Raw genomic sequence first — 17,221 nt, forward strand, 5'->3', positions numbered from 1 at the left:
ATGGCTATCTTCCGTTATCAGGCGCTCGATGAGCATGGTAAAACCCAGCGCGGCGTGCAGCAGGCCGATTCCGCCCGTCACGCCCGCCAGCTGCTGCGGGAAAAAGGCTGGCTGCTCCTGGAGATTCACGCCGTTGCGCAGGCCACACCGGGCTCCCCTCGATCGCTGCTGACGCGGCGCACCAGTGCCAGCGATCTGGCCTTGCTGACCCGCCAGCTGGCCACGCTGGTGGCGGCCGCCATCCCGCTAGAGAAAGCGCTGGATGCCGTGGCGCAGCAGTGCGAAAAAGCCCATCTCAAGACCCTGATGGCGGGCGTGCGTGGCAAGGTGCTTGAAGGCCATTCGCTGGCGGAATCCATGCGCGGTTATCCGGGCTGTTTCGACCAGCTGTACTGCGCCATGGTGGCCGCCGGGGAAACCTCCGGCCATCTTGACGGCGTCCTGAACCGGCTGGCGGACTATACCGAACAGCGCCAGCAGCTGCGCGCCCGTCTGCTGCAGGCGATGATCTACCCTATCGTCCTGACGCTGGTCGCTATCAGCGTGATCGCCATTTTGCTCTCCACGGTGGTGCCCAAAGTCGTCGACCAGTTTGTCCATATGAAACAGGCGCTGCCGTTCTCCACCCGCCTGTTGATGGCCCTCAGCGATCTCGTCCGTACCGCCGGCCCCTGGCTGTTGCTGGCGCTGATCGGCGGAGGCCTGCTGCTGCACTACGCCCTACGTCAGCCCGCGCGGCGCCTGCTGTGGCACAAACAGCTGCTGCGCCTGCCGCTGATCGGTCGGGTCGCCCGCAGCATCAACAGCGCCCGCTATGCCCGAACCTTAAGCATTCTGAACGCCAGCGCCGTTCCGCTGCTGCTGTCGATGCGCATCAGCGCGGAAGTGCTGAGCAACGCGTGGGCACGCCGCCAGCTGGAGGCGGCCACGGAGTCGGTACGCGAAGGCATTAGTCTGCATCGCGCCCTGGAAATGACCGCCCTCTTCCCGCCGATGATGCGCTACATGGTGGCCAGCGGCGAACAGAGCGGAGAACTCAACGGCATGCTCGAACGTGCCGCCGACAACCAGGACCGCGAACTGAGCGCGCAAATTCAGATGGCGCTCAGCCTGTTTGAACCTCTGCTGGTGGTGGCGATGGCTGGAATGGTGCTGTTTATCGTTCTGGCGATCCTGCAACCGATCCTGCAACTCAACACCCTTATGAGTATGTAATTGTCTTAATGGAGAAAAATATGCAACGGCAGCGCGGCTTCACGTTACTGGAAATTATGGTGGTGATTGTCATCCTCGGCATTCTCGCCAGCCTGGTGGTGCCCAACTTAATGGGCAACAAAGAAAAAGCGGATCGCCAGAAGGTGGTCAGCGATCTGGTGGCGCTGGAGGGGGCGCTGGATATGTACAAACTGGACAACAGTCGTTACCCCAATAGCGAACAGGGTCTGCAGGCGCTGGTCAGCCGACCGACCGCCGAGCCGCAGGCGCGTAACTACCCGGAGGGCGGCTATATCCGCCGTCTGCCTCAGGATCCGTGGGGCAACGACTATCAGCTGCTCAGCCCCGGACAGCATGGTCAGATCGACGTGTTTAGCGTTGGCCCTGACGGAATGCCGGATACCAACGACGATATTGGCAACTGGAATATCGGGAAAAAATAGTGCGACAGCGCGGCTTCACGTTACTGGAAATGATGCTCATTTTGCTGTTGATGGGCGTCAGCGCGGGCATGGTGATGCTGGCGTTTCCGACATCGCGCGAGGATGACGCGGCACAAACTCTTGCGCGCTTTCAGACGCAGCTGCGCTTTATCCGCGAACGCGGGCTACAGACCGGCCAGTTCTTTGGCATCTCGATTCACCCCGATCGCTGGCAGTTTATGCTGCTGCAACCGCGCGATGACGCTGAGGCGAATCCCGGCACGGAGGAGAGCTGGTACGGTTATCGCTGGCTGCCGTTACCGCCGGGTCGCGTCGCCACCACAGGCGAGGTCGCATCGGGAAAACTGACCCTGAGCTTCCCGCATGATGCCCAATGGACCCCGGGGGAACAGCCCGATGTTCTGCTGTTTCCCGGCGGCGAGGTCACGCCGTTTCAGCTGCAGATCGGCAGCGCCGAAGGGATCGCCGTCGATGCCCGCGGCACAATCCGCTCAGCCCGACAGGATGATGGACGATGAAAGCACAATCCGGAATGACGCTCATCGAAGTCATGGTCGCCCTGGTGGTCTTTGCCCTGGCCGGGCTCTCCGTCATGCAGGCGACTCTCCAGCAGACCCGCCATATGGGGCGGATGGAGGAGAAAACCCTCGCTGGCTGGCTCGCCGATAACCAGCTGGTACAGCTGAAGCTGGAAAATCGCTGGCCGGCGCTGAGCAGCTCGGAAACCACGGTACAGGCGGCGGGAAGCCGCTGGTATATCCGCTGGCAAGGCGTGGAAACGGAAATCCCGCAGCTGCGGGCGCTGGATGTCGAGGTCCGTCACGATAAGCGTGATAAGACGCCGATCGCGTCCCTGCGCACCTACGTGACTCAGCCATGACCAGAGGCAAGATGCACGGCTTCACCCTCGTGGAAATGCTGCTGGCGCTGGCTATTCTGGCGGCGCTGAGCATCGCCGCGATGGCGGTTCTGCAAAACGTCCTCCGCGCGGATAGCCTGACCCGGGAAAAAACGCTGCACGTTGAGGCGCTGCAACGCACCTTCAGCCAGATGGCCGCCGACTTCAATCAGATTATCCCGCGCCGCGGTCGCGAGAGCGCCAGCCTCTTTTTTGCCGGACGTTTTCAGCTCCACAGCGATGACTGGGCGATAGCCTTCAGCCGCAACGGCTGGCCGAATCCATTGGGGATGCTGCCGCGCTCCGAGATCCAGAACGTCAGCTACCGCCTGCGCCAGCAGCAGCTGGAGCGGCTGAGTTATGATCAGCAGGATCCGCTCACCGGCGTCGAACCGACGGTGGACGTCCTGCAAGAGGGCATCCAGGCCTTCCGTCTGCGCTTCTATGCCAATGGCCGCTGGCAGGAGCGCTGGGACAGCACACAAAGCCTGCCCCAGGGGCTCGAAGTCACCCTGACGCTGGACGGCTACGGGGATATCACGCGCCTGTTTCTGATAACGCCCGGAGTCAGCCAATGAACCAGCGACAGCGCGGCGTTGCGCTCCTGATGGTGCTGCTGATCCTGGCCCTGATGATGGTGCTGGCAAGCGCGATGACCGAGCGCACGGCGCGCCTCTATCAGCAAACCGCCACCACCCTCGATAACCTGCAGGCAAAATGGTATGCGCTAGGGGCGGAAACCATGGCCGCCGCGCTGCTCCAGCGCGATGCGCTGGACTCTCCGAACCAAACTCATCTGGCGCAAAACTGGGCGCAGGAGGGGCGCCGCTTCACGGTCAACGACGGCGAGATTAACGCGACCATCACCGATGGCCAGGCCTGCTTTAACCTCAATGCGATCAACCGCGGCAGCGGCGAAGAGAGCGAAGAGATCCCCTGGCCGGCGCGCGCCTTTACCCGCCTGCTGGAAAACCTCGGCACAGAGCCGCTACGGGCGCTCCAGCTCACCGCCGCGCTACGCGACTGGATCGATGGCGACCGGGCGCCGCGCCTCAACGGCGGCGAAGATGAGGTATACATGGCGCGCTCGCCGGGATACCTCACCGCGAATCAGAAGATCCAGGACGTCAGCGAACTGCGGCTGATTGCCGGAATGGACGCCGCGCTGTATCTACGCCTGCTGCCCTTTGTTTGCGCCCTGCCGGACGACGCCCTGCAGCTCAACGTGAATACGCTCAGGCCAGACCAGGCCCCGCTGCTGATGGCGCTCTTTCCCACCGGCGTCAATCTCCAGCAGGCGCGCCAGCTGCTGCAGGATCGCCCGCGCAGCGGCTGGAACAGCGTTGCCGCTTTCCTGGCTCTGCCGGTTTTACAGCAAAGCGATACCGCCGCCGCCCGCCCGTGGCTGACGGTTCACAGCGAGCGGTTTGTGGCCGCCTTCACCGTGGTCATGGGCAGCACGCGTTATCAGCAGCGGAGTGTCCTGCAAAAAGAGGGGCGGACTTTCCGTATTATCCAGCGGCGTTATGGACTCTATAGGGTGGCCGATGAATCACGATAAAACAGCGCAGCGGGAGATGCTCATTGTGCGTCTTGCTGCCCCCGAGCGCCCCATCGCCTGGCGACTGACCTGCCCGGGTGACCCGCAACGGGAAGCCTGCGGCGAGTGGTCCGCCACCGGCGCTGACTCCACGCTCCCCGATCTGGCGCAACGCTATCCCGCCTGGGTACTGGTCCCAGCCAGCGACTGCGCCTTCCACCACGTCACGCTCCCGGCGGGCCTGCGCAAAGCGCCGCAACAGGTGGTGCCGTTTTTACTGGAAGAGCAGTTGGCCACCGACGTCGACGAGACCTACTTCGCCCTGCTCCACCGTCAGCGTGAGCACTGTGCCGTCGCGGCAATAGCACGGCAGAAGATGGCCGCCTGGCTCACCCGCTGCGACGAGCCAGGGCTCAATATTCTTGCGCTGACGCCGGATGTATTGACGTTGCCCTGCCACCCCGATCGCTGGAGCGCGGTACAGGCCGATGACCAATGGCTGATTCGCCAGGACGCCTGGCGCGGGATGGCGGTAGAAACCCCGTGGCTTGCGGAATTACTCGCGGCCTGGGAAACGCTGCCGCCGATCGATTGCTATTCCCCGCCGCCTGCCATCTCCGTCCCCTGGCGCGCGCTCGCGCCGCAGGATGTGCTCGCCCTGGCGGCGGCGAACCCGGCGGCCCGGCGGATCTGTTTACGTCAGGGGGCCTTTGCGCCAAAGCGTCGCTGGCAGCCGGCCGGCCGGCGCTGGCGCCCGACGCTCGCCGCGGCGGCAGCGCTGGCGCTGCTATGGAGCACCAATACCGTGCTTGACCACCTTGCCCTGAGCCGCCAGGCGGATGCGGCCCGGGAGGCCAGCCAGGCGTTTTATCGCCACTGGTTCAAAAACGATAAAAACGTTATCAACCCGCGGCTGCAGATGCAGCAGCACCTGCGCCAGCTGGAGGCAACAACCGCCACCTCACCGCTGGTCGCCCATATTCGCACCTTGCAAAATATGGTCTCCGATACCCCGGGGATTCAGCTGCGGGCGTTGACCTGGGATGCTGCCCGCAATGCGCTTCAGCTCGATATTTCGGCGGTTTCTTCACGGGCGCTGGAGCAGTTCACCGCCCGCGCGCAGGCCGGTTTTCGCGTGCGTACAAGAGAAATGAAGCCCCGCCCCGACGGAATTGAAGGGCGTCTGACGCTGGAGGGCAACGATGGCTAACTGGCTTATGTTATGGCAACAGCGCACCCGTCGGGAACAGCGTCTGTTAATCGGCATGGGGCTGCTGCTGGCGGTGGGCATCATCTGGTACGCGCTCTGGCAGCCGTGGCTCAGTCGGGAAGCCCGCTGGCAACAAATGCTGGTCAGAGAGCAGGCAACCCTGCGCTGGATGCAGCAGCAAACGCCCCGGCTCCAGCAGCTAGCCCGCCACACGCCGGGGGCCGCGACCGCGACGAAGGAGGATCTCTCCGCGGTCATCATGCGTGAAGCCACCCGCCAGGAGCTGGCGATTGTCCGGCTACAGCCGCAGGGCACCCGAATAAACGTGACGTTGCCGGCCTGCACTTTTCAGGCGCTGATGACCTGGCTGGACGCCCTCGCCCGCCAGGGGATCCTCGCCTCTTCTCTGGCCGTCAGCGCTCAACCGACGCAACCCGGTTGGGTGACGGTGACAACCCTGGTGCTGGAGCGTCCGCATGCCCCGTAAAGTCGCGTTCGGCCTGCTGATCGCGGGGATCTATCTGTTCTGGCTGCTGTTGACCGCGCCGGCCCGTCTGCTGACTTTCGCCCTACCGGACGGCGTCAGGGTCGGTGAGCTCACCGGAACCGTATGGCAAGGTGAGGCCCGACAGTTAGCCTGGCGCGGCATCCGCCTTGACCACCTTCGCTGGACGCTGACCTTCTCGTCCGGCCTTCCCGGCTGGCGGGTCACGCTTGACGACCCCGACGGCTTACGCGGACACGTCTCGCTACAGGGCATGACCACGCTCCGCTTGCAGAACGGCCTTTTTACCATCCCCGCTAACCTTGCCAGGCGCTGGCTGACGCCGGCGCTGCCAGCCGAAGCCCGCGGCCAGATCACCCTGAATCTGTCGGAAGGTCGCTTTAACCAAACCGGCTGCCAGCAGGTGTCCGGCGGTCGCGTGCAGTGGCGGGAAGCGCAGCTAAGTTCTCCGGCCGGTTCCCTTGAGCTGGCCGACGTAAGCGGCAAATTTAGCTGCACGCCGGCAGGGGCGCTGGCGCTCACCCTCAGCCAGGACTCTCATCAGCTCAGCCTCACCGGCGAAGGCACCTTGAGCCCCGATGGTCGCTACGCCTTTCGCGGCAAGCTCCAGACACGTCAATCAACCCCAGCCCTCCTCACCCTGCTTGTTGCCCAACATCAGCGCCAGGATGAGCAGGGACGCATTCCCTGGCAGCTGCAGGGAAAATGGTAATCACAGGAGACATCATGACGCTACTGAGCGCATTTTCGTTGCAGTTCCCCCTGTTATGGGGCGGATTGTTGTTTATTTTCGGCCTGACGTTTGGCAGCTTTTTTAACGTGGTTATCTACCGTTTGCCGCTGATGATGCAGCAGGAAGAGTCCGCACGATTCAACCTGTGCGTTCCCGCCTCCTTCTGCCCCCAGTGCCAGCGGCCCATCATCTGGCGGGATAATATTCCGCTGCTCAGCTATCTCTCACTCAAAGGGCGCGCCCGCTGCTGCCAGGCGCCCATTTCTCAGCGCTATCCGCTGACGGAGCTGGCCAGCGGACTGCTCTTTGTGCTGACCGGCTATCTGCTGACGCCGGGATTACCGCTGCTGGGGGGCCTGATCCTGCTCTCCACGCTGCTGGTACTGGCGATCATCGACGGCCAGACTCAGCTCCTGCCGGATCGGCTGACTCTGCCGCTGCTGTGGGCCGGTCTGCTGTTTAATCTCAACGGCACGTTTGTCCCGCTCAGCGAAGCGGTGATCGGCGCCATGACGGGCTATTTATCACTGTGGACGGTTTACTGGCTGTTTCGCCTGCTGACCGGCAAAGAGGCGCTAGGATACGGCGATTTTAAGCTGCTGGCGGCACTCGGCGCATGGTCCGGCTGGCAGATCCTGCCGCAGACGCTGCTGTGCGCCTCGGCCAGCGGCCTGATCTGGACCTTGCTGCAACGGCGGATCACGCTCCAGTCGCTGGATCAGCCGCTGGCCTTCGGCCCCTGGCTGGCGCTAGCGGGCAGCGGCCTGTTTCTGTGGACTCAGACGCTGTAACCGCGGCTCGATAAGCCCGGCTACGAATACTTTTTGGTGCGCCGCGTCGGCGCGGTATTGGCCGGGTCGTCCGGCCAGACATGTTTGGGATAACGCCCCTTCATCTCTTTTTGCACCTCGCGATAGGTCCCCTGCCAGAAAGCGCTGAGGTCACGGGTAATCTGCAGCGGACGCTGCGCAGGCGACAGCAGCTCCAGCACCAGCGCGATCCGCCCCTGAGCTATCGTCGGCGTGGTGGCTTCGCCAAACATCTCCTGCATACGTACCGCCAGCGCGGGCGGATTGTCGGCATGGTAGCGGATCGCTATCCGGCTTCCGGTCGGCACCGTGTAATGGGTTGGCAGTTCGCTGTCCAGCTTCTGGCGCAATGACCACGGCAACCCGTTTTGTAGCGCCTGGCGCACATCCAACGCTTTCAGCGCGCGCAGCGAGTGCACTCCGCTCATCTGCGGTAGCAGCCAGGCTTCAAGCGAGTCCAGCAGCGAAGCGTCGTCGACGGCCGGCCACGCCTCTTCTGGCAGCCATTGTGCCGCGCAGAGCAGGCGCAGACGCAGCTGTTCGGCTTCCGGCGTCCAGTTAAGCACGCCGAGGCCCTTATCGCGGATGCCGTTGAGCATCGCCTGATGCAGCTCCTCTTCCGAGGGTTTCGCCAGCGGCTGGGTTTTTAACACCAGTTGACCGATGCAGGTGCGTCGCCAGGCCTTCAGCGTCCCCTGCGTTTCATCCCATTCGACGGTATCGGAACGCTGCGCCAACCCGGGGCACTGCGCCAGCAGCGCATTGACATCCAGCGGCAGCGCCAGCAGAATCCGCGCGTCCGGCGAGGTGCTTCCCTGCAGGAGCAGAGGCGCAATCAGCCATTCGTGGCGCCCGAGCGCATCATCGGCGTCCAGCATCGCCCCCATCCCGTTGGCGAGCTGATAGCGCCCTTCCTGACCGCGGCGACGGGCAATCCGGTCGACAAATGCCGGTGCCAGCAGCGGCGCCAGGCGTTGCGCATCGGGCTGACCATCGCGGCTGCCCAGTCGCTTCAGAAGCTGTTGCGCCCGCTGCTGCCAGTTCGGCTGCTGGCGGGCAAACGCCGCGCCGAGATCGCTGTTTCCGCCGCGCGGAGGCTCTTCGAGGATCGCCGCCAGTTTCGCCGCAGTCGCCGCATCATCCGCATCAACTGCCGCTGTCAACATGGCCGCGAGCCGCGGGTCATTACCCAGGGTGGCCATTTTGCGCCCGCGTGCCGATAACCTGTCGCCCTCCAGCGCCGATAGCGCCGTCAGCAAACGTCGGGCCGCGGCCAGGTTTGCTTCCGGCGGCAAATCGAGCCAGTTCAGCTGCGCCGGATCGTGGCATCCCCACTGGAAGAGCTCCAGCAGCAGCGCCGAGAGATCGCTGTGCAGTATCTCAGGATCGCTCTGTACCGCCGCGCGTTCCGCCTGCTCTTTGCCGATCAAATGCAAACAAATCCCCGGCTCCAGACGGCCGGCGCGACCGGCGCGTTGGGTCATTGACGCCTGGCTGATGCGTTGCGTCACCAGTCGGGTTAAACCGGTACGGGCGTCAAAGCGAGCGACGCGCTCCTGGGCGCTATCGACCACCAGCCGGATACCTTCGATGGTTAAGCTGGTCTCGGCGATATTGGTTGCCAGCACCACTTTGCGCTGACCTTCGGCGGCCGGGAGAATCGCTTTACGCTGCTCGCTTAGCGGCAGCGCCCCGTACAGCGGGCAAAGCACCACATCGTCGGCCACCCGCTCAGCCAGCTGCGCCTGGACCCGCTGAATTTCCCCCACGCCCGGGAGGAACAGCAGCATCGAGCCGCGCTCCTGGCGCAGCAGCTCCGCAGCGGCGATAGCGACCGCTTCATCGAAACGCTGATGAGCGGCAAGCGCCTGAAAACGTTTTTCCACCGGGAACGCACGCCCTTCAGAGGAGAGGGTCGGAGCCGAGGGCAGCAGCCGCTGCAGACGATCGTTATCCAGCGTCGCTGACATAATCAGCAGTTTAAGATCATCGCGTAGCCCCTGCTGGACATCCAGCAGCAGCGCCAGCGCCAGATCCGCCTGCAGACTGCGCTCGTGGAACTCATCGAGGATCACCAGTCCGACGCCGCTCAGTTCGGGATCGTGCTGGATCATCCGCGTCAGAATGCCTTCAGTCACCACCTCCAGCCGCGTATTCGCTCCGACGCAGGTTTCCGCGCGCATCCGATAGCCGACGGTCGCCCCCGGTTTCTCACCCAGCAGCTCCGCCAGACGTTGTGCCACGTTGCGGGCGGCTAATCGCCGCGGCTCCAGCAGGATAATGCGCCCGTCGATATGGCCATCGGCGAGTATTTGCAGCGGCAGCCAGGTCGATTTCCCGGCGCCGGTTGGCGCAGTGAGCAATACCTGCGGCGCCTGCTGGAGTGCAGAAAGAAGTTCAGGGAGGATGGCGGCAACCGGCAATTGGGACACGAATGGCTCCGGAGGTTAACATTTGAGGGCAAGCATTGTAGCATCCTGATAATTCATTACCGAGTCTCTATCATGTCCGAGCCGAAAAGGCTGTTTTTCGCCCTTGAGCTGCCTGCTGAAGCCCAGCGGCAAATCGTTCACTGGCGCGCGGCGAACTTTGCGGAAGATGCCGGACGGCCGGTGGCCGCAGATAACCTGCACCTGACGCTGGCCTTTCTTGGCGAAGTCAGCGCGGACAAGCAGCGTGCGCTGGCGGCGCTGGCCGGACGCATCCGCCAGCCCGGATTTACGCTCACCCTCGACGATGCCGGCCAGTGGCTGCGTTCCCGCGTGGTGTGGCTCGGCACCCGCCGGCCTCCGCGCGGCCTGCTACAGCTGGCCAGCATGCTGCGCGCCCAGGCGGCACGCAGCGGTTGCTATCAAAGCCCGCAGCCGTTTCATCCGCATATCACCCTGCTGCGCGAGGCCCGCCACGCGGTGCCCATTCCGCCCCCGGGCTTCAGCTGGACTTTTGCCGTCAGTGAGTTTGTGCTTTATGAATCCCGTTTTTCCCGCGGACGCACCCGCTATACCGCGCTGGAACGTTATCCCTTCAACAAGGAAAGCTGATGCAGTTCAATCCACCTTTACAATCCGCCATCCTGATTAAGCGTTACAAACGGTTTTTGGCGGATGTGGTCACCCCCGACGGTCGGGAACTTACGCTACACTGCCCGAATACCGGCGCGATGACCGGCTGCGCGACACCCGGCGACACCGTCTGGTACTCCACGTCGGATAACCCGAAACGCAAATACGCCCATACCTGGGAATTAACGCAAACCCAACGGGGCGCGATAATTTGTGTTAATACTTTACGCGCGAATATACTGGCAAAAGAGGCGATACTGGCGGGGAACATTGTCGAACTTTCTGGCTATAACACGCTGAAAAATGAAGTAAAATACGGCGAGGAAAAGAGTCGTATCGATATTATGTTACAGGCAGAAGAGCGACAAAACTGCTATATTGAAGTGAAATCGGTTACGTTGGCGGAAAATGACAGCGGTTATTTCCCCGATGCTGTTACCGAGCGCGGTCAAAAGCACCTTCGGGAGCTGATGAGCGTGGCGGCGGCAGGTGACCGGGCCGTAATCTTGTTCGCCGTGCTCCATTCGGCGATTGACCGTTTCTCACCCGCGCATCATATTGATGCCAGATACGCACAGCTGTTGATTGAGGCGCAAACCAAGGGGGTAGAAATTCTCGTTTATAAAGCGGAACTTTCTACCGAAATGATGACTCTGAATAAGCCGATTACCGCGGTGTTAACCCCCGGTAAATAAACGGCTAAATTGTGTCCGGGTCGCGAGCGCAAATACGCTTTTCTTCACAGGGTTGTCAAGTGTAACGTTTAGATAATTGCTATCCGGAAAAGCATCTGCTATTTATAGCGGCCTGATTTTTCCCCCAACATGGGGATCGATAGTGCGTGTTAAGGAGAAGCAACATGCAAGAAGGGCAAAACCGTAAAACATCGTCCCTGAGTATTCTCGCCATCGCTGGGGTGGAGCCATATCAAGAGAAGCCGGGCGAAGAGTATATGAACGAAGCCCAGCTGGCGCACTTCAAGCGTATTCTTGAAGCATGGCGTAATCAACTCAGGGATGAAGTGGATCGCACCGTATCGCACATGCAGGATGAAGCAGCTAACTTCCCGGATCCGGTCGACCGTGCCGCTCAGGAAGAAGAATTCAGCCTGGAACTGCGTAACCGCGACCGCGAACGTAAACTGATCAAAAAGATCGAGAAAACGCTGAAGAAAGTCGAAGACGAGGATTTCGGCTTCTGCGAATCCTGTGGCGTTGAGATTGGCATTCGCCGTCTGGAAGCGCGTCCGACCGCTGACCTGTGCATCGACTGCAAAACGCTGGCGGAAATTCGCGAAAAGCAGATGGCTGGCTAATCCGCTTCGCTATCGTATCTCCGGCGGGAGTCTCTCCCGCCTACATGTTTTATTAGTCACCCATGAATGACTCACACTATATTGGCCGCTTTGCCCCCTCACCTTCCGGCGAACTTCATTTCGGCTCTTTGATTGCCGCTCTCGGCAGCTATCTTCAGGCCCGTGCGCAAAACGGTATCTGGCGCGTACGCATTGAAGATATCGATCCGCCGCGGGAAGTCCCCGGCGCCGCCAGTACGATTCTGCGCCAGCTAGAGCACTACGGCCTGCACTGGGACGGCGAAGTGCTGTGGCAGTCGCAGCGTCACGAAGCCTACCGCGAACGATTGGCCTGGCTGCACGAACAGGGGCTTTGCTATTACTGCACCTGTACCCGGGCCCGTATTCATGCCGTCGGCGGCGTGTATGACGGCCACTGCCGCGATTTACGACTTAGCGCAAACGACGCCGCCCTGCGCTTACGTCAGACGCGCCCGGTCCTCGCGTTTTATGACCGTCTGCGCGGCACCCTCGTCGCCGATGAAGCGCTGGCGCGGGAAGATTTCATTATCCATCGCCGCGACGGTCTGTTCGCCTATAATCTGGCGGTGGTGGTGGACGATCATTTCCAGGGGGTCAGCGAAATCGTCCGCGGGGCGGATCTTATCGAACCGACGGTGCGCCAGATTTCGCTGTATCAGCATTTTGGCTGGCAGGCTCCGGACTATGTCCATCTGCCGCTGGCAGTGAATGCCCAGGGGAATAAACTCTCCAAACAAAACCACGCCCCGGCGCTGCCGGAGGGCGATCCGCGTCCCGAAATTATGCGGGCGTTAATGTTTCTTAATCAGGATATTGAGCAGGAATGGCGAGCGTTAAGTATTGAGGATTTACTGAAGAATGCGGTAGCCAACTGGGACCCGCAAAAAATCCAGCATTCTCAAATGACTCTCGCTGAGCTATGATTAGCCGCTATTTTTCTCGTCGCCTTTCAAGTTGCTCCTGCGTTGGTGCACTTGTTCACCCCGGTCACATAGCGATCTATGCGCCTGGGACTCACAAGTTTGCCGCCTTGCTGCAACCCGAAATGCATAGAGTAATATTTTGATCTGAAGTCCGTCTGACACTACGAGGTGCAACATTTTTACCCGAGTCGCTAATTTTTGCCGTAAGGTGCTAAGCCGTGAAGAGCGCGACGCAGAAGCCGCCGTTGAACAAACGCATATGACGGTTATCCCGCGTGAACAGCATGCAATTTCCCGCAAAGATATCAGTGATAATGCCCTCAAGGTGCTCTATCGACTGAACAAGGCGGGCTATGAAGCCTATCTCGTCGGCGGTGGCGTACGTGACCTCCTGCTCGGTAAAAAACCGAAAGATTTTGACGTGACAACCAGCGCGACGCCGGATCAGGTTCGTAAACTGTTCCGCAACTGTCGTCTGGTGGGCCGTCGTTTCCGCCTGGCGCACGTGATGTTCGGGCCGGAAATCATCGAAGTCGCCACCTTCCGCGGCCACCATGAAGGACACACCACCGATCGTGTGACTTCACAGCGCGGCCAGAACGGGATGCTGCTGCGCGACAACATCTTCGGTTCGATCGAAGAAGATGCCCAGCGTCGCGACTTCACCATTAACAGCCTGTATTACAGCGTGGCTGATTTTACCGTGCGCGACTACGTCGGCGGCATGAAAGATCTGCAGGAGGGCATGATTCGCCTGATTGGCGATCCGGAAACCCGCTACCGCGAAGATCCGGTCCGCATGCTGCGCGCTGTGCGCTTTGCCGCCAAGCTCAATATGAACATCAGCGCGGAAACCGCCGAGCCGATTCCGCGTCTTGCCGCACTGCTCCATGACGTTCCTCCGGCGCGTCTGTTCGAAGAAGTCCTGAAGCTGCTGCAGGCGGGCTACGGCTATGATACCTACATGCTGCTGCGCGAATATAACCTGTTCCAGCCGCTGTTCCCGACCATCACCCGCTACTTTACCGAGCGCGGCGATAGCCCGATGGAACACATCATTACCCAGGTGCTGAAGAATACCGATAACCGCATCCATAACGATATGCGCGTTAACCCGGCGTTCCTGTTCGCGGTCATGTTCTGGTATCCGCTGCTGGAAATGGCGCAGAAAATCACCCAGGAGAGCGGTCTGGCCTATAACGACGCTTTCGCCCTGGCAATGAACGATGTGCTGGATGAAGCCTGCCGTACGCTGGCCATTCCGAAGCGTATTACCACGCTGGTACGCGATATCTGGCAGCTGCAGCTGCGCATGTCCCGCCGCCAGGGCAAACGCGCGTGGAAGCTGATGGAACATCCGAAATTCCGCGCCGCCTACGATCTGCTGGAGCTGCGTGCCGGCGCCGAGAAAAATGGCGAACTGCAGCGTCTGACCAAATGGTGGGGCGAGTTCCAGGTTGCCGCGCCGCCAGATCAAAAAGAGATGCTTAACGAGCTCGATGACGAACCCGCGCCGCGCCGCCGTCATCGTCGCCCGCGCAAACGCACCCCGCGTCAGGGTGGCGCATGACCCGCGTCTACATCGCGATCGGCAGCAATCTGGCCTCTCCTCTGGAGCAGGTCAATGCTGCCGTGACGGCGCTGGCTGCCATTCCGGACAGCCGGATGGTCGCCGTCTCCTCTTTTTACCGCACGCCGCCGCTGGGACCGCAGGATCAGCCTGACTACCTCAACGCCGCCGTCGCCCTGGACACGCATCTGCAGGCGGAAGCCCTGCTGGATCATACCCAGCGCATCGAGCTGCAGCAGGGCCGTCAACGCAAAGCCGAACGCTGGGGCCCCCGTACGCTGGATCTCGATATCATGCTGTTTGGCGATGCGGTGATAAACAGCGAGCGCCTGACGGTACCGCACTACGATATGAAAAACCGCGGTTTTATGCTGTGGCCGCTGTACGAGATTGCCCCGACGCTCCATTTCCCCGATGGCACCGCTTTGCGTGACGTGCTGGAAAACCTCGGTGCCGAAAAGCCGGCAATCTGGTCGTTCCCCCTTCCCCATTGTTAGCCATTACGGCGATCGTCGTTATCGATTGCCTAAAACCATTGCCCCTCTGAATGCTGCTGTTAGAATGCCGGTTAATATGACTTTCATCATCAGGAAACGTTATGAAACCGACCACTATCGCCCTGCTGCAGAAATGCAAACAGGAGAAGCAGCGCTTCGCCACCATCACCGCCTATGACTACAGCTTTGCGAAGCTGTTTGCCGATGAAGGGATCAACGTGATGCTGGTAGGGGATTCGCTGGGCATGACGGTGCAGGGGCACGACTCGACCTTGCCGGTGACCGTGGAAGATATCGCCTATCACACCCAGGCGGTACGTCGCGGCGCCCCCCATTGCCTGCTGCTCGCCGACCTGCCGTTTATGGCCTATGCCACCCCGGAACAGACTTTTGCTAACGCCGCCATCGTGATGCGCGCGGGCGCTAACATGGTCAAGCTTGAAGGCGGCGCCTGGCTTGCGGAAACGGTGAAAATGCTGGCGGAACGCGCGGTGCCGGTTTGCGGCCACCTTGGCCTGACCCCGCAGTCGGTCAATATTTTCGGCGGCTATAAAGTGCAGGGCCGCGGCGATGCGGCGCAGGCGCTGTTCGACGACGCGCTGGCACTGGAAGCGGCAGGCGCACAGTTGCTGGTCCTTGAGTGCGTCCCGGTCGAGCTGGCTCAGCGTATTACCGAGGCGTTAACCATTCCGGTTATCGGCATTGGTGCAGGCAACGTCACCGATGGTCAAATTCTGGTGATGCACGACGCTTTCGGGATCACCGGCGGCCATATTCCTAAATTTGCTAAAAATTTCCTGGCTGAAGCGGGCGACATGCGCGCCGCAGTGCGGCAGTATATTGCCGACGTGGAGTCCGGCGTTTATCCGGGCGAAGAACACAGTTTCCATTAAGGAGTCTTGTTGTGCTGATTATTGAATCCCTGCCGCTGCTGCGCCAGCATATCCGCCGTTTGCGCCAGGAAGGTAAGCGTATCGCGCTGGTTCCCACTATGGGCAACCTGCACGACGGCCATATGCAGCTGGTGGATACCGCAAAAGCCAGCGCCGATGTCGTGGTGGTCACTATTTTCGTCAACCCGATGCAGTTCGACCGCCCTGACGATCTGTCGCGCTACCCGCGTACGCTGCAGGATGATTGCGAAAAGCTGAACAAACGTAAGGTGGATTTTGTTTTCGCCCCCGCGCCGGCAGAGATCTATCCGCACGGTACCGAAAACCAGACCTATGTGGATGTCCCGGGGCTGTCGACCATGCTCGAGGGTGCCAGTCGTCCAGGCCACTTCCGCGGCGTATCGACCATCGTCAGCAAGCTGTTTAACCTGGTCCAGCCGGATGTCGCCTGCTTTGGCGAGAAGGACTTCCAGCAGCTGGCGCTGATTCGTAAAATGGTTGCCGACATGGGTTACGATATTGAGATAATCGGCGTGCCGATTATTCGTGCTAAAGATGGTTTGGCGCTGAGCTCACGCAACGGCTACCTCACCGCAGAGCAGCGTAAAATTGCGCCGGGCCTGTATAAAGTGCTGAGCGCCGTCGCCGGTAAGCTTGCCGCCGGTGAACGTAACCTGGATGAAATCATTACCCTTGCCGGGCAGGAGCTGAACGAGAAAGGCTTCCGCGCCGACGATATCCAGATCCGGGATGCGGATACGCTGCTGGAGCTGACGGAAACCAGTAAACGTGCGGTGATCCTGATGGCCGCATGGTTGGGACAGGCGCGGTTGATCGATAACCACATCGTCGAGCTGGGTCAGTAGACAAGGGTTAAAAATCTGGCAATATTGCCGGACATTTACTCAAAGCGGATGTCATGTCCGCTTCGTATCATTAAGGTATAGACCCTGACTAATCCGGTTGCAGACCGGCGGCAGGCAAGAGCACTACCGTCCCCCATCAGGGGAAAGTCGCTCGCCCGCCACGACCCTGCACTCTGAAGCAGGAGGGGAAGAAAGGTAGACATCATGATTCGTAATATGCTGCAGGGTAAACTCCACCGCGTTAAAGTCACGCAGGCCGACCTGCACTATGAAGGTTCCTGCGCCATTGACCAGGATTTTCTGGATGCGTCCGGTATTCTTGAAAACGAAGCGATCCACATCTGGAACGTGACCAACGGCAACCGTTTCTCCACCTATGCCATTGCCGCCGAACGTGGCTCGCGAATCATTTCGGTGAACGGCGCTGCCGCGCACTGCGCCAGCGTGGGTGATATTCTGATTATTGCCAGCTTCGTCACCATGCCTGATGAAGAAGCCCGCCGCTGGCAGCCGAAAGTGGCCTATTTTGAAGGCGACAACGAAATGAAGCGCCAGGCAAAAGCCATTCCGGTACAGGTTGCCTGATAGCCGATAGCTGACGGTGCGTCGCCCAGGCGGGGCACCGTTTATTACGGTATAAATATTACCTCATCATCACACTCTTCCCACCTCCATCAAGACCATTGGTGCGATACCACACCGGATGGCCGGTCAAAGTAAG

General features: G+C 60.8%; 20 protein-coding genes. 19 read left to right on the forward strand and 1 reads right to left on the reverse strand.

The window, feature by feature from the left end:
* The 10 genes from gspF to AC236I_RS20610 are packed head-to-tail and all read left to right on the forward strand — an operon-like array spanning position 1 to position 7,335.
* Positions 1-1,215: a type II secretion system inner membrane protein GspF gene (gene gspF, locus AC236I_RS20565; RefSeq protein WP_048024052.1), complete on the forward strand. Its 1,215-nt coding sequence runs from the start codon at positions 1-3 to the stop codon at positions 1,213-1,215.
* A gap of 20 nt (positions 1,216-1,235) precedes the next feature.
* Complete coding sequence (gene gspG / locus AC236I_RS20570) at positions 1,236-1,658, forward strand: type II secretion system major pseudopilin GspG (protein WP_004858049.1); 423 nt, start codon at positions 1,236-1,238, stop codon at positions 1,656-1,658.
* Positions 1,658-2,176: a type II secretion system minor pseudopilin GspH gene (gspH, locus tag AC236I_RS20575; protein ID WP_015585120.1), complete on the forward strand. Its 519-nt coding sequence runs from the start codon at positions 1,658-1,660 to the stop codon at positions 2,174-2,176. Before gspG ends, gspH begins: the two co-directional genes overlap by 1 nt.
* On the forward strand, positions 2,173-2,538 hold the full coding sequence (gene gspI, locus AC236I_RS20580; RefSeq protein WP_004858044.1) for a type II secretion system minor pseudopilin GspI: 366 nt from the start codon (positions 2,173-2,175) through the stop codon (positions 2,536-2,538). The genes gspH and gspI overlap by 4 nt, the downstream gene beginning before the upstream one ends.
* A gap of 11 nt (positions 2,539-2,549) precedes the next feature.
* On the forward strand, positions 2,550-3,134 hold the full coding sequence (gspJ, locus tag AC236I_RS20585) for a type II secretion system minor pseudopilin GspJ (RefSeq protein WP_487608836.1): 585 nt from the start codon (positions 2,550-2,552) through the stop codon (positions 3,132-3,134).
* Entirely contained in the window at positions 3,131-4,117 is a 987-nt protein-coding gene (gene gspK / locus AC236I_RS20590; RefSeq protein ID WP_044348325.1) for a type II secretion system minor pseudopilin GspK, read from the forward strand. The genes gspJ and gspK overlap by 4 nt, the downstream gene beginning before the upstream one ends.
* A complete protein-coding gene (gene gspL, locus AC236I_RS20595) occupies positions 4,104-5,306 on the forward strand; it encodes a type II secretion system protein GspL (protein ID WP_487608625.1) in 1,203 nt (400 codons plus the stop codon). The genes gspK and gspL overlap by 14 nt, the downstream gene beginning before the upstream one ends.
* Positions 5,299-5,793, forward strand: coding sequence for a type II secretion system protein M (locus AC236I_RS20600; protein WP_044348321.1), 495 nt, complete (start codon positions 5,299-5,301; stop codon positions 5,791-5,793). Before gspL ends, AC236I_RS20600 begins: the two co-directional genes overlap by 8 nt.
* A complete protein-coding gene (locus AC236I_RS20605) occupies positions 5,783-6,523 on the forward strand; it encodes a type II secretion system protein N (RefSeq protein WP_487608626.1) in 741 nt (246 codons plus the stop codon). Before AC236I_RS20600 ends, AC236I_RS20605 begins: the two co-directional genes overlap by 11 nt.
* A 14-nt stretch (positions 6,524-6,537) precedes the next feature.
* A complete protein-coding gene (locus AC236I_RS20610; RefSeq protein WP_004858028.1) occupies positions 6,538-7,335 on the forward strand; it encodes a prepilin peptidase in 798 nt (265 codons plus the stop codon).
* Positions 7,336-7,355: 20 nt separating this feature from the next.
* Here the strand turns inward: AC236I_RS20610 and hrpB are convergent, their stop codons facing one another.
* Entirely contained in the window at positions 7,356-9,785 is a 2,430-nt protein-coding gene (gene hrpB, locus AC236I_RS20615) for an ATP-dependent helicase HrpB (protein ID WP_064359573.1), read from the reverse strand.
* 72 nt (positions 9,786-9,857) lie between these two features.
* Here hrpB and thpR point away from each other — a divergent pair, with 72 nt between their 5' ends.
* The 9 genes from thpR to panD all read left to right on the forward strand — a co-directional run bounded on the left by thpR (position 9,858) and on the right by panD (position 17,085).
* On the forward strand, positions 9,858-10,394 hold the full coding sequence (gene thpR, locus AC236I_RS20620) for an RNA 2',3'-cyclic phosphodiesterase (RefSeq protein ID WP_004858022.1): 537 nt from the start codon (positions 9,858-9,860) through the stop codon (positions 10,392-10,394).
* Entirely contained in the window at positions 10,394-11,110 is a 717-nt protein-coding gene (sfsA, locus tag AC236I_RS20625) for a DNA/RNA nuclease SfsA (protein ID WP_487608627.1), read from the forward strand. The genes thpR and sfsA overlap by 1 nt, the downstream gene beginning before the upstream one ends.
* A 164-nt stretch (positions 11,111-11,274) precedes the next feature.
* Positions 11,275-11,730 (forward strand): RNA polymerase-binding protein DksA, encoded by a 456-nt coding sequence (gene dksA, locus AC236I_RS20630; protein ID WP_004858018.1) that lies wholly within the window; start codon positions 11,275-11,277, stop codon positions 11,728-11,730.
* 62 nt (positions 11,731-11,792) lie between these two features.
* Positions 11,793-12,674, forward strand: a complete 882-nt coding sequence (gluQRS, locus tag AC236I_RS20635) for a tRNA glutamyl-Q(34) synthetase GluQRS (protein WP_004858016.1) — start codon at positions 11,793-11,795, stop codon at positions 12,672-12,674.
* Positions 12,675-12,849: 175 nt separating this feature from the next.
* Positions 12,850-14,244 (forward strand): polynucleotide adenylyltransferase PcnB, encoded by a 1,395-nt coding sequence (gene pcnB / locus AC236I_RS20640; protein ID WP_071824645.1) that lies wholly within the window; start codon positions 12,850-12,852, stop codon positions 14,242-14,244.
* Positions 14,241-14,741 carry a 2-amino-4-hydroxy-6-hydroxymethyldihydropteridine diphosphokinase gene (gene folK / locus AC236I_RS20645; RefSeq protein WP_032716579.1) on the forward strand — a complete coding sequence of 167 codons (501 nt, stop codon included), beginning with the start codon at positions 14,241-14,243 and terminating at the stop codon, positions 14,739-14,741. The genes pcnB and folK overlap by 4 nt, the downstream gene beginning before the upstream one ends.
* 101 nt (positions 14,742-14,842) lie before the next feature.
* The gene (panB, locus tag AC236I_RS20650; RefSeq protein WP_004858008.1) at positions 14,843-15,634 is read left to right on the forward strand and encodes a 3-methyl-2-oxobutanoate hydroxymethyltransferase; all 792 of its coding nucleotides are present in this window, start codon (positions 14,843-14,845) and stop codon (positions 15,632-15,634) included.
* Between the two features lie 11 nt (positions 15,635-15,645).
* Positions 15,646-16,500, forward strand: coding sequence for a pantoate--beta-alanine ligase (panC, locus tag AC236I_RS20655; RefSeq protein ID WP_004858005.1), 855 nt, complete (start codon positions 15,646-15,648; stop codon positions 16,498-16,500).
* 204 nt (positions 16,501-16,704) lie between these two features.
* Complete coding sequence (gene panD, locus AC236I_RS20660; protein WP_004858002.1) at positions 16,705-17,085, forward strand: aspartate 1-decarboxylase; 381 nt, start codon at positions 16,705-16,707, stop codon at positions 17,083-17,085.
* Positions 17,086-17,221: the final 136 nt, after the last annotated feature.

It is taken from the genome of Klebsiella sp. Sb-30 (assembly GCF_057652795.1).

Bases quoted from the DNA above. Each gene is read 5' to 3' on its own strand.
- gluQRS (WP_004858016.1), top strand. From the start codon at position 11,793: ATGAATGACTCACACTATATTGGCCGCTTTGCCCCCTCACCTTCCGGC.
- gspG (WP_004858049.1), top strand. From the start codon at position 1,236: ATGCAACGGCAGCGCGGCTTCACGTTACTGGAAATTATGGTGGTGATT.
- gspK (WP_044348325.1), top strand. From the start codon at position 3,131: ATGAACCAGCGACAGCGCGGCGTTGCGCTCCTGATGGTGCTGCTGATC.
- gspL (WP_487608625.1), top strand. From the start codon at position 4,104: ATGAATCACGATAAAACAGCGCAGCGGGAGATGCTCATTGTGCGTCTT.
- dksA (WP_004858018.1), top strand. From the start codon at position 11,275: ATGCAAGAAGGGCAAAACCGTAAAACATCGTCCCTGAGTATTCTCGCC.
- AC236I_RS20605 (WP_487608626.1), top strand. From the start codon at position 5,783: ATGCCCCGTAAAGTCGCGTTCGGCCTGCTGATCGCGGGGATCTATCTG.
- panB (WP_004858008.1), top strand. From the start codon at position 14,843: ATGAAACCGACCACTATCGCCCTGCTGCAGAAATGCAAACAGGAGAAG.
- AC236I_RS20610 (WP_004858028.1), top strand. From the start codon at position 6,538: ATGACGCTACTGAGCGCATTTTCGTTGCAGTTCCCCCTGTTATGGGGC.
- gspI (WP_004858044.1), top strand. From the start codon at position 2,173: ATGAAAGCACAATCCGGAATGACGCTCATCGAAGTCATGGTCGCCCTG.
- panD (WP_004858002.1), top strand. From the start codon at position 16,705: ATGATTCGTAATATGCTGCAGGGTAAACTCCACCGCGTTAAAGTCACG.
- sfsA (WP_487608627.1), top strand. From the start codon at position 10,394: ATGCAGTTCAATCCACCTTTACAATCCGCCATCCTGATTAAGCGTTAC.
- gspF (WP_048024052.1), top strand. From the start codon at position 1: ATGGCTATCTTCCGTTATCAGGCGCTCGATGAGCATGGTAAAACCCAG.
- folK (WP_032716579.1), top strand. From the start codon at position 14,241: ATGACCCGCGTCTACATCGCGATCGGCAGCAATCTGGCCTCTCCTCTG.
- gspJ (WP_487608836.1), top strand. From the start codon at position 2,550: ATGCACGGCTTCACCCTCGTGGAAATGCTGCTGGCGCTGGCTATTCTG.
- AC236I_RS20600 (WP_044348321.1), top strand. From the start codon at position 5,299: ATGGCTAACTGGCTTATGTTATGGCAACAGCGCACCCGTCGGGAACAG.
- thpR (WP_004858022.1), top strand. From the start codon at position 9,858: ATGTCCGAGCCGAAAAGGCTGTTTTTCGCCCTTGAGCTGCCTGCTGAA.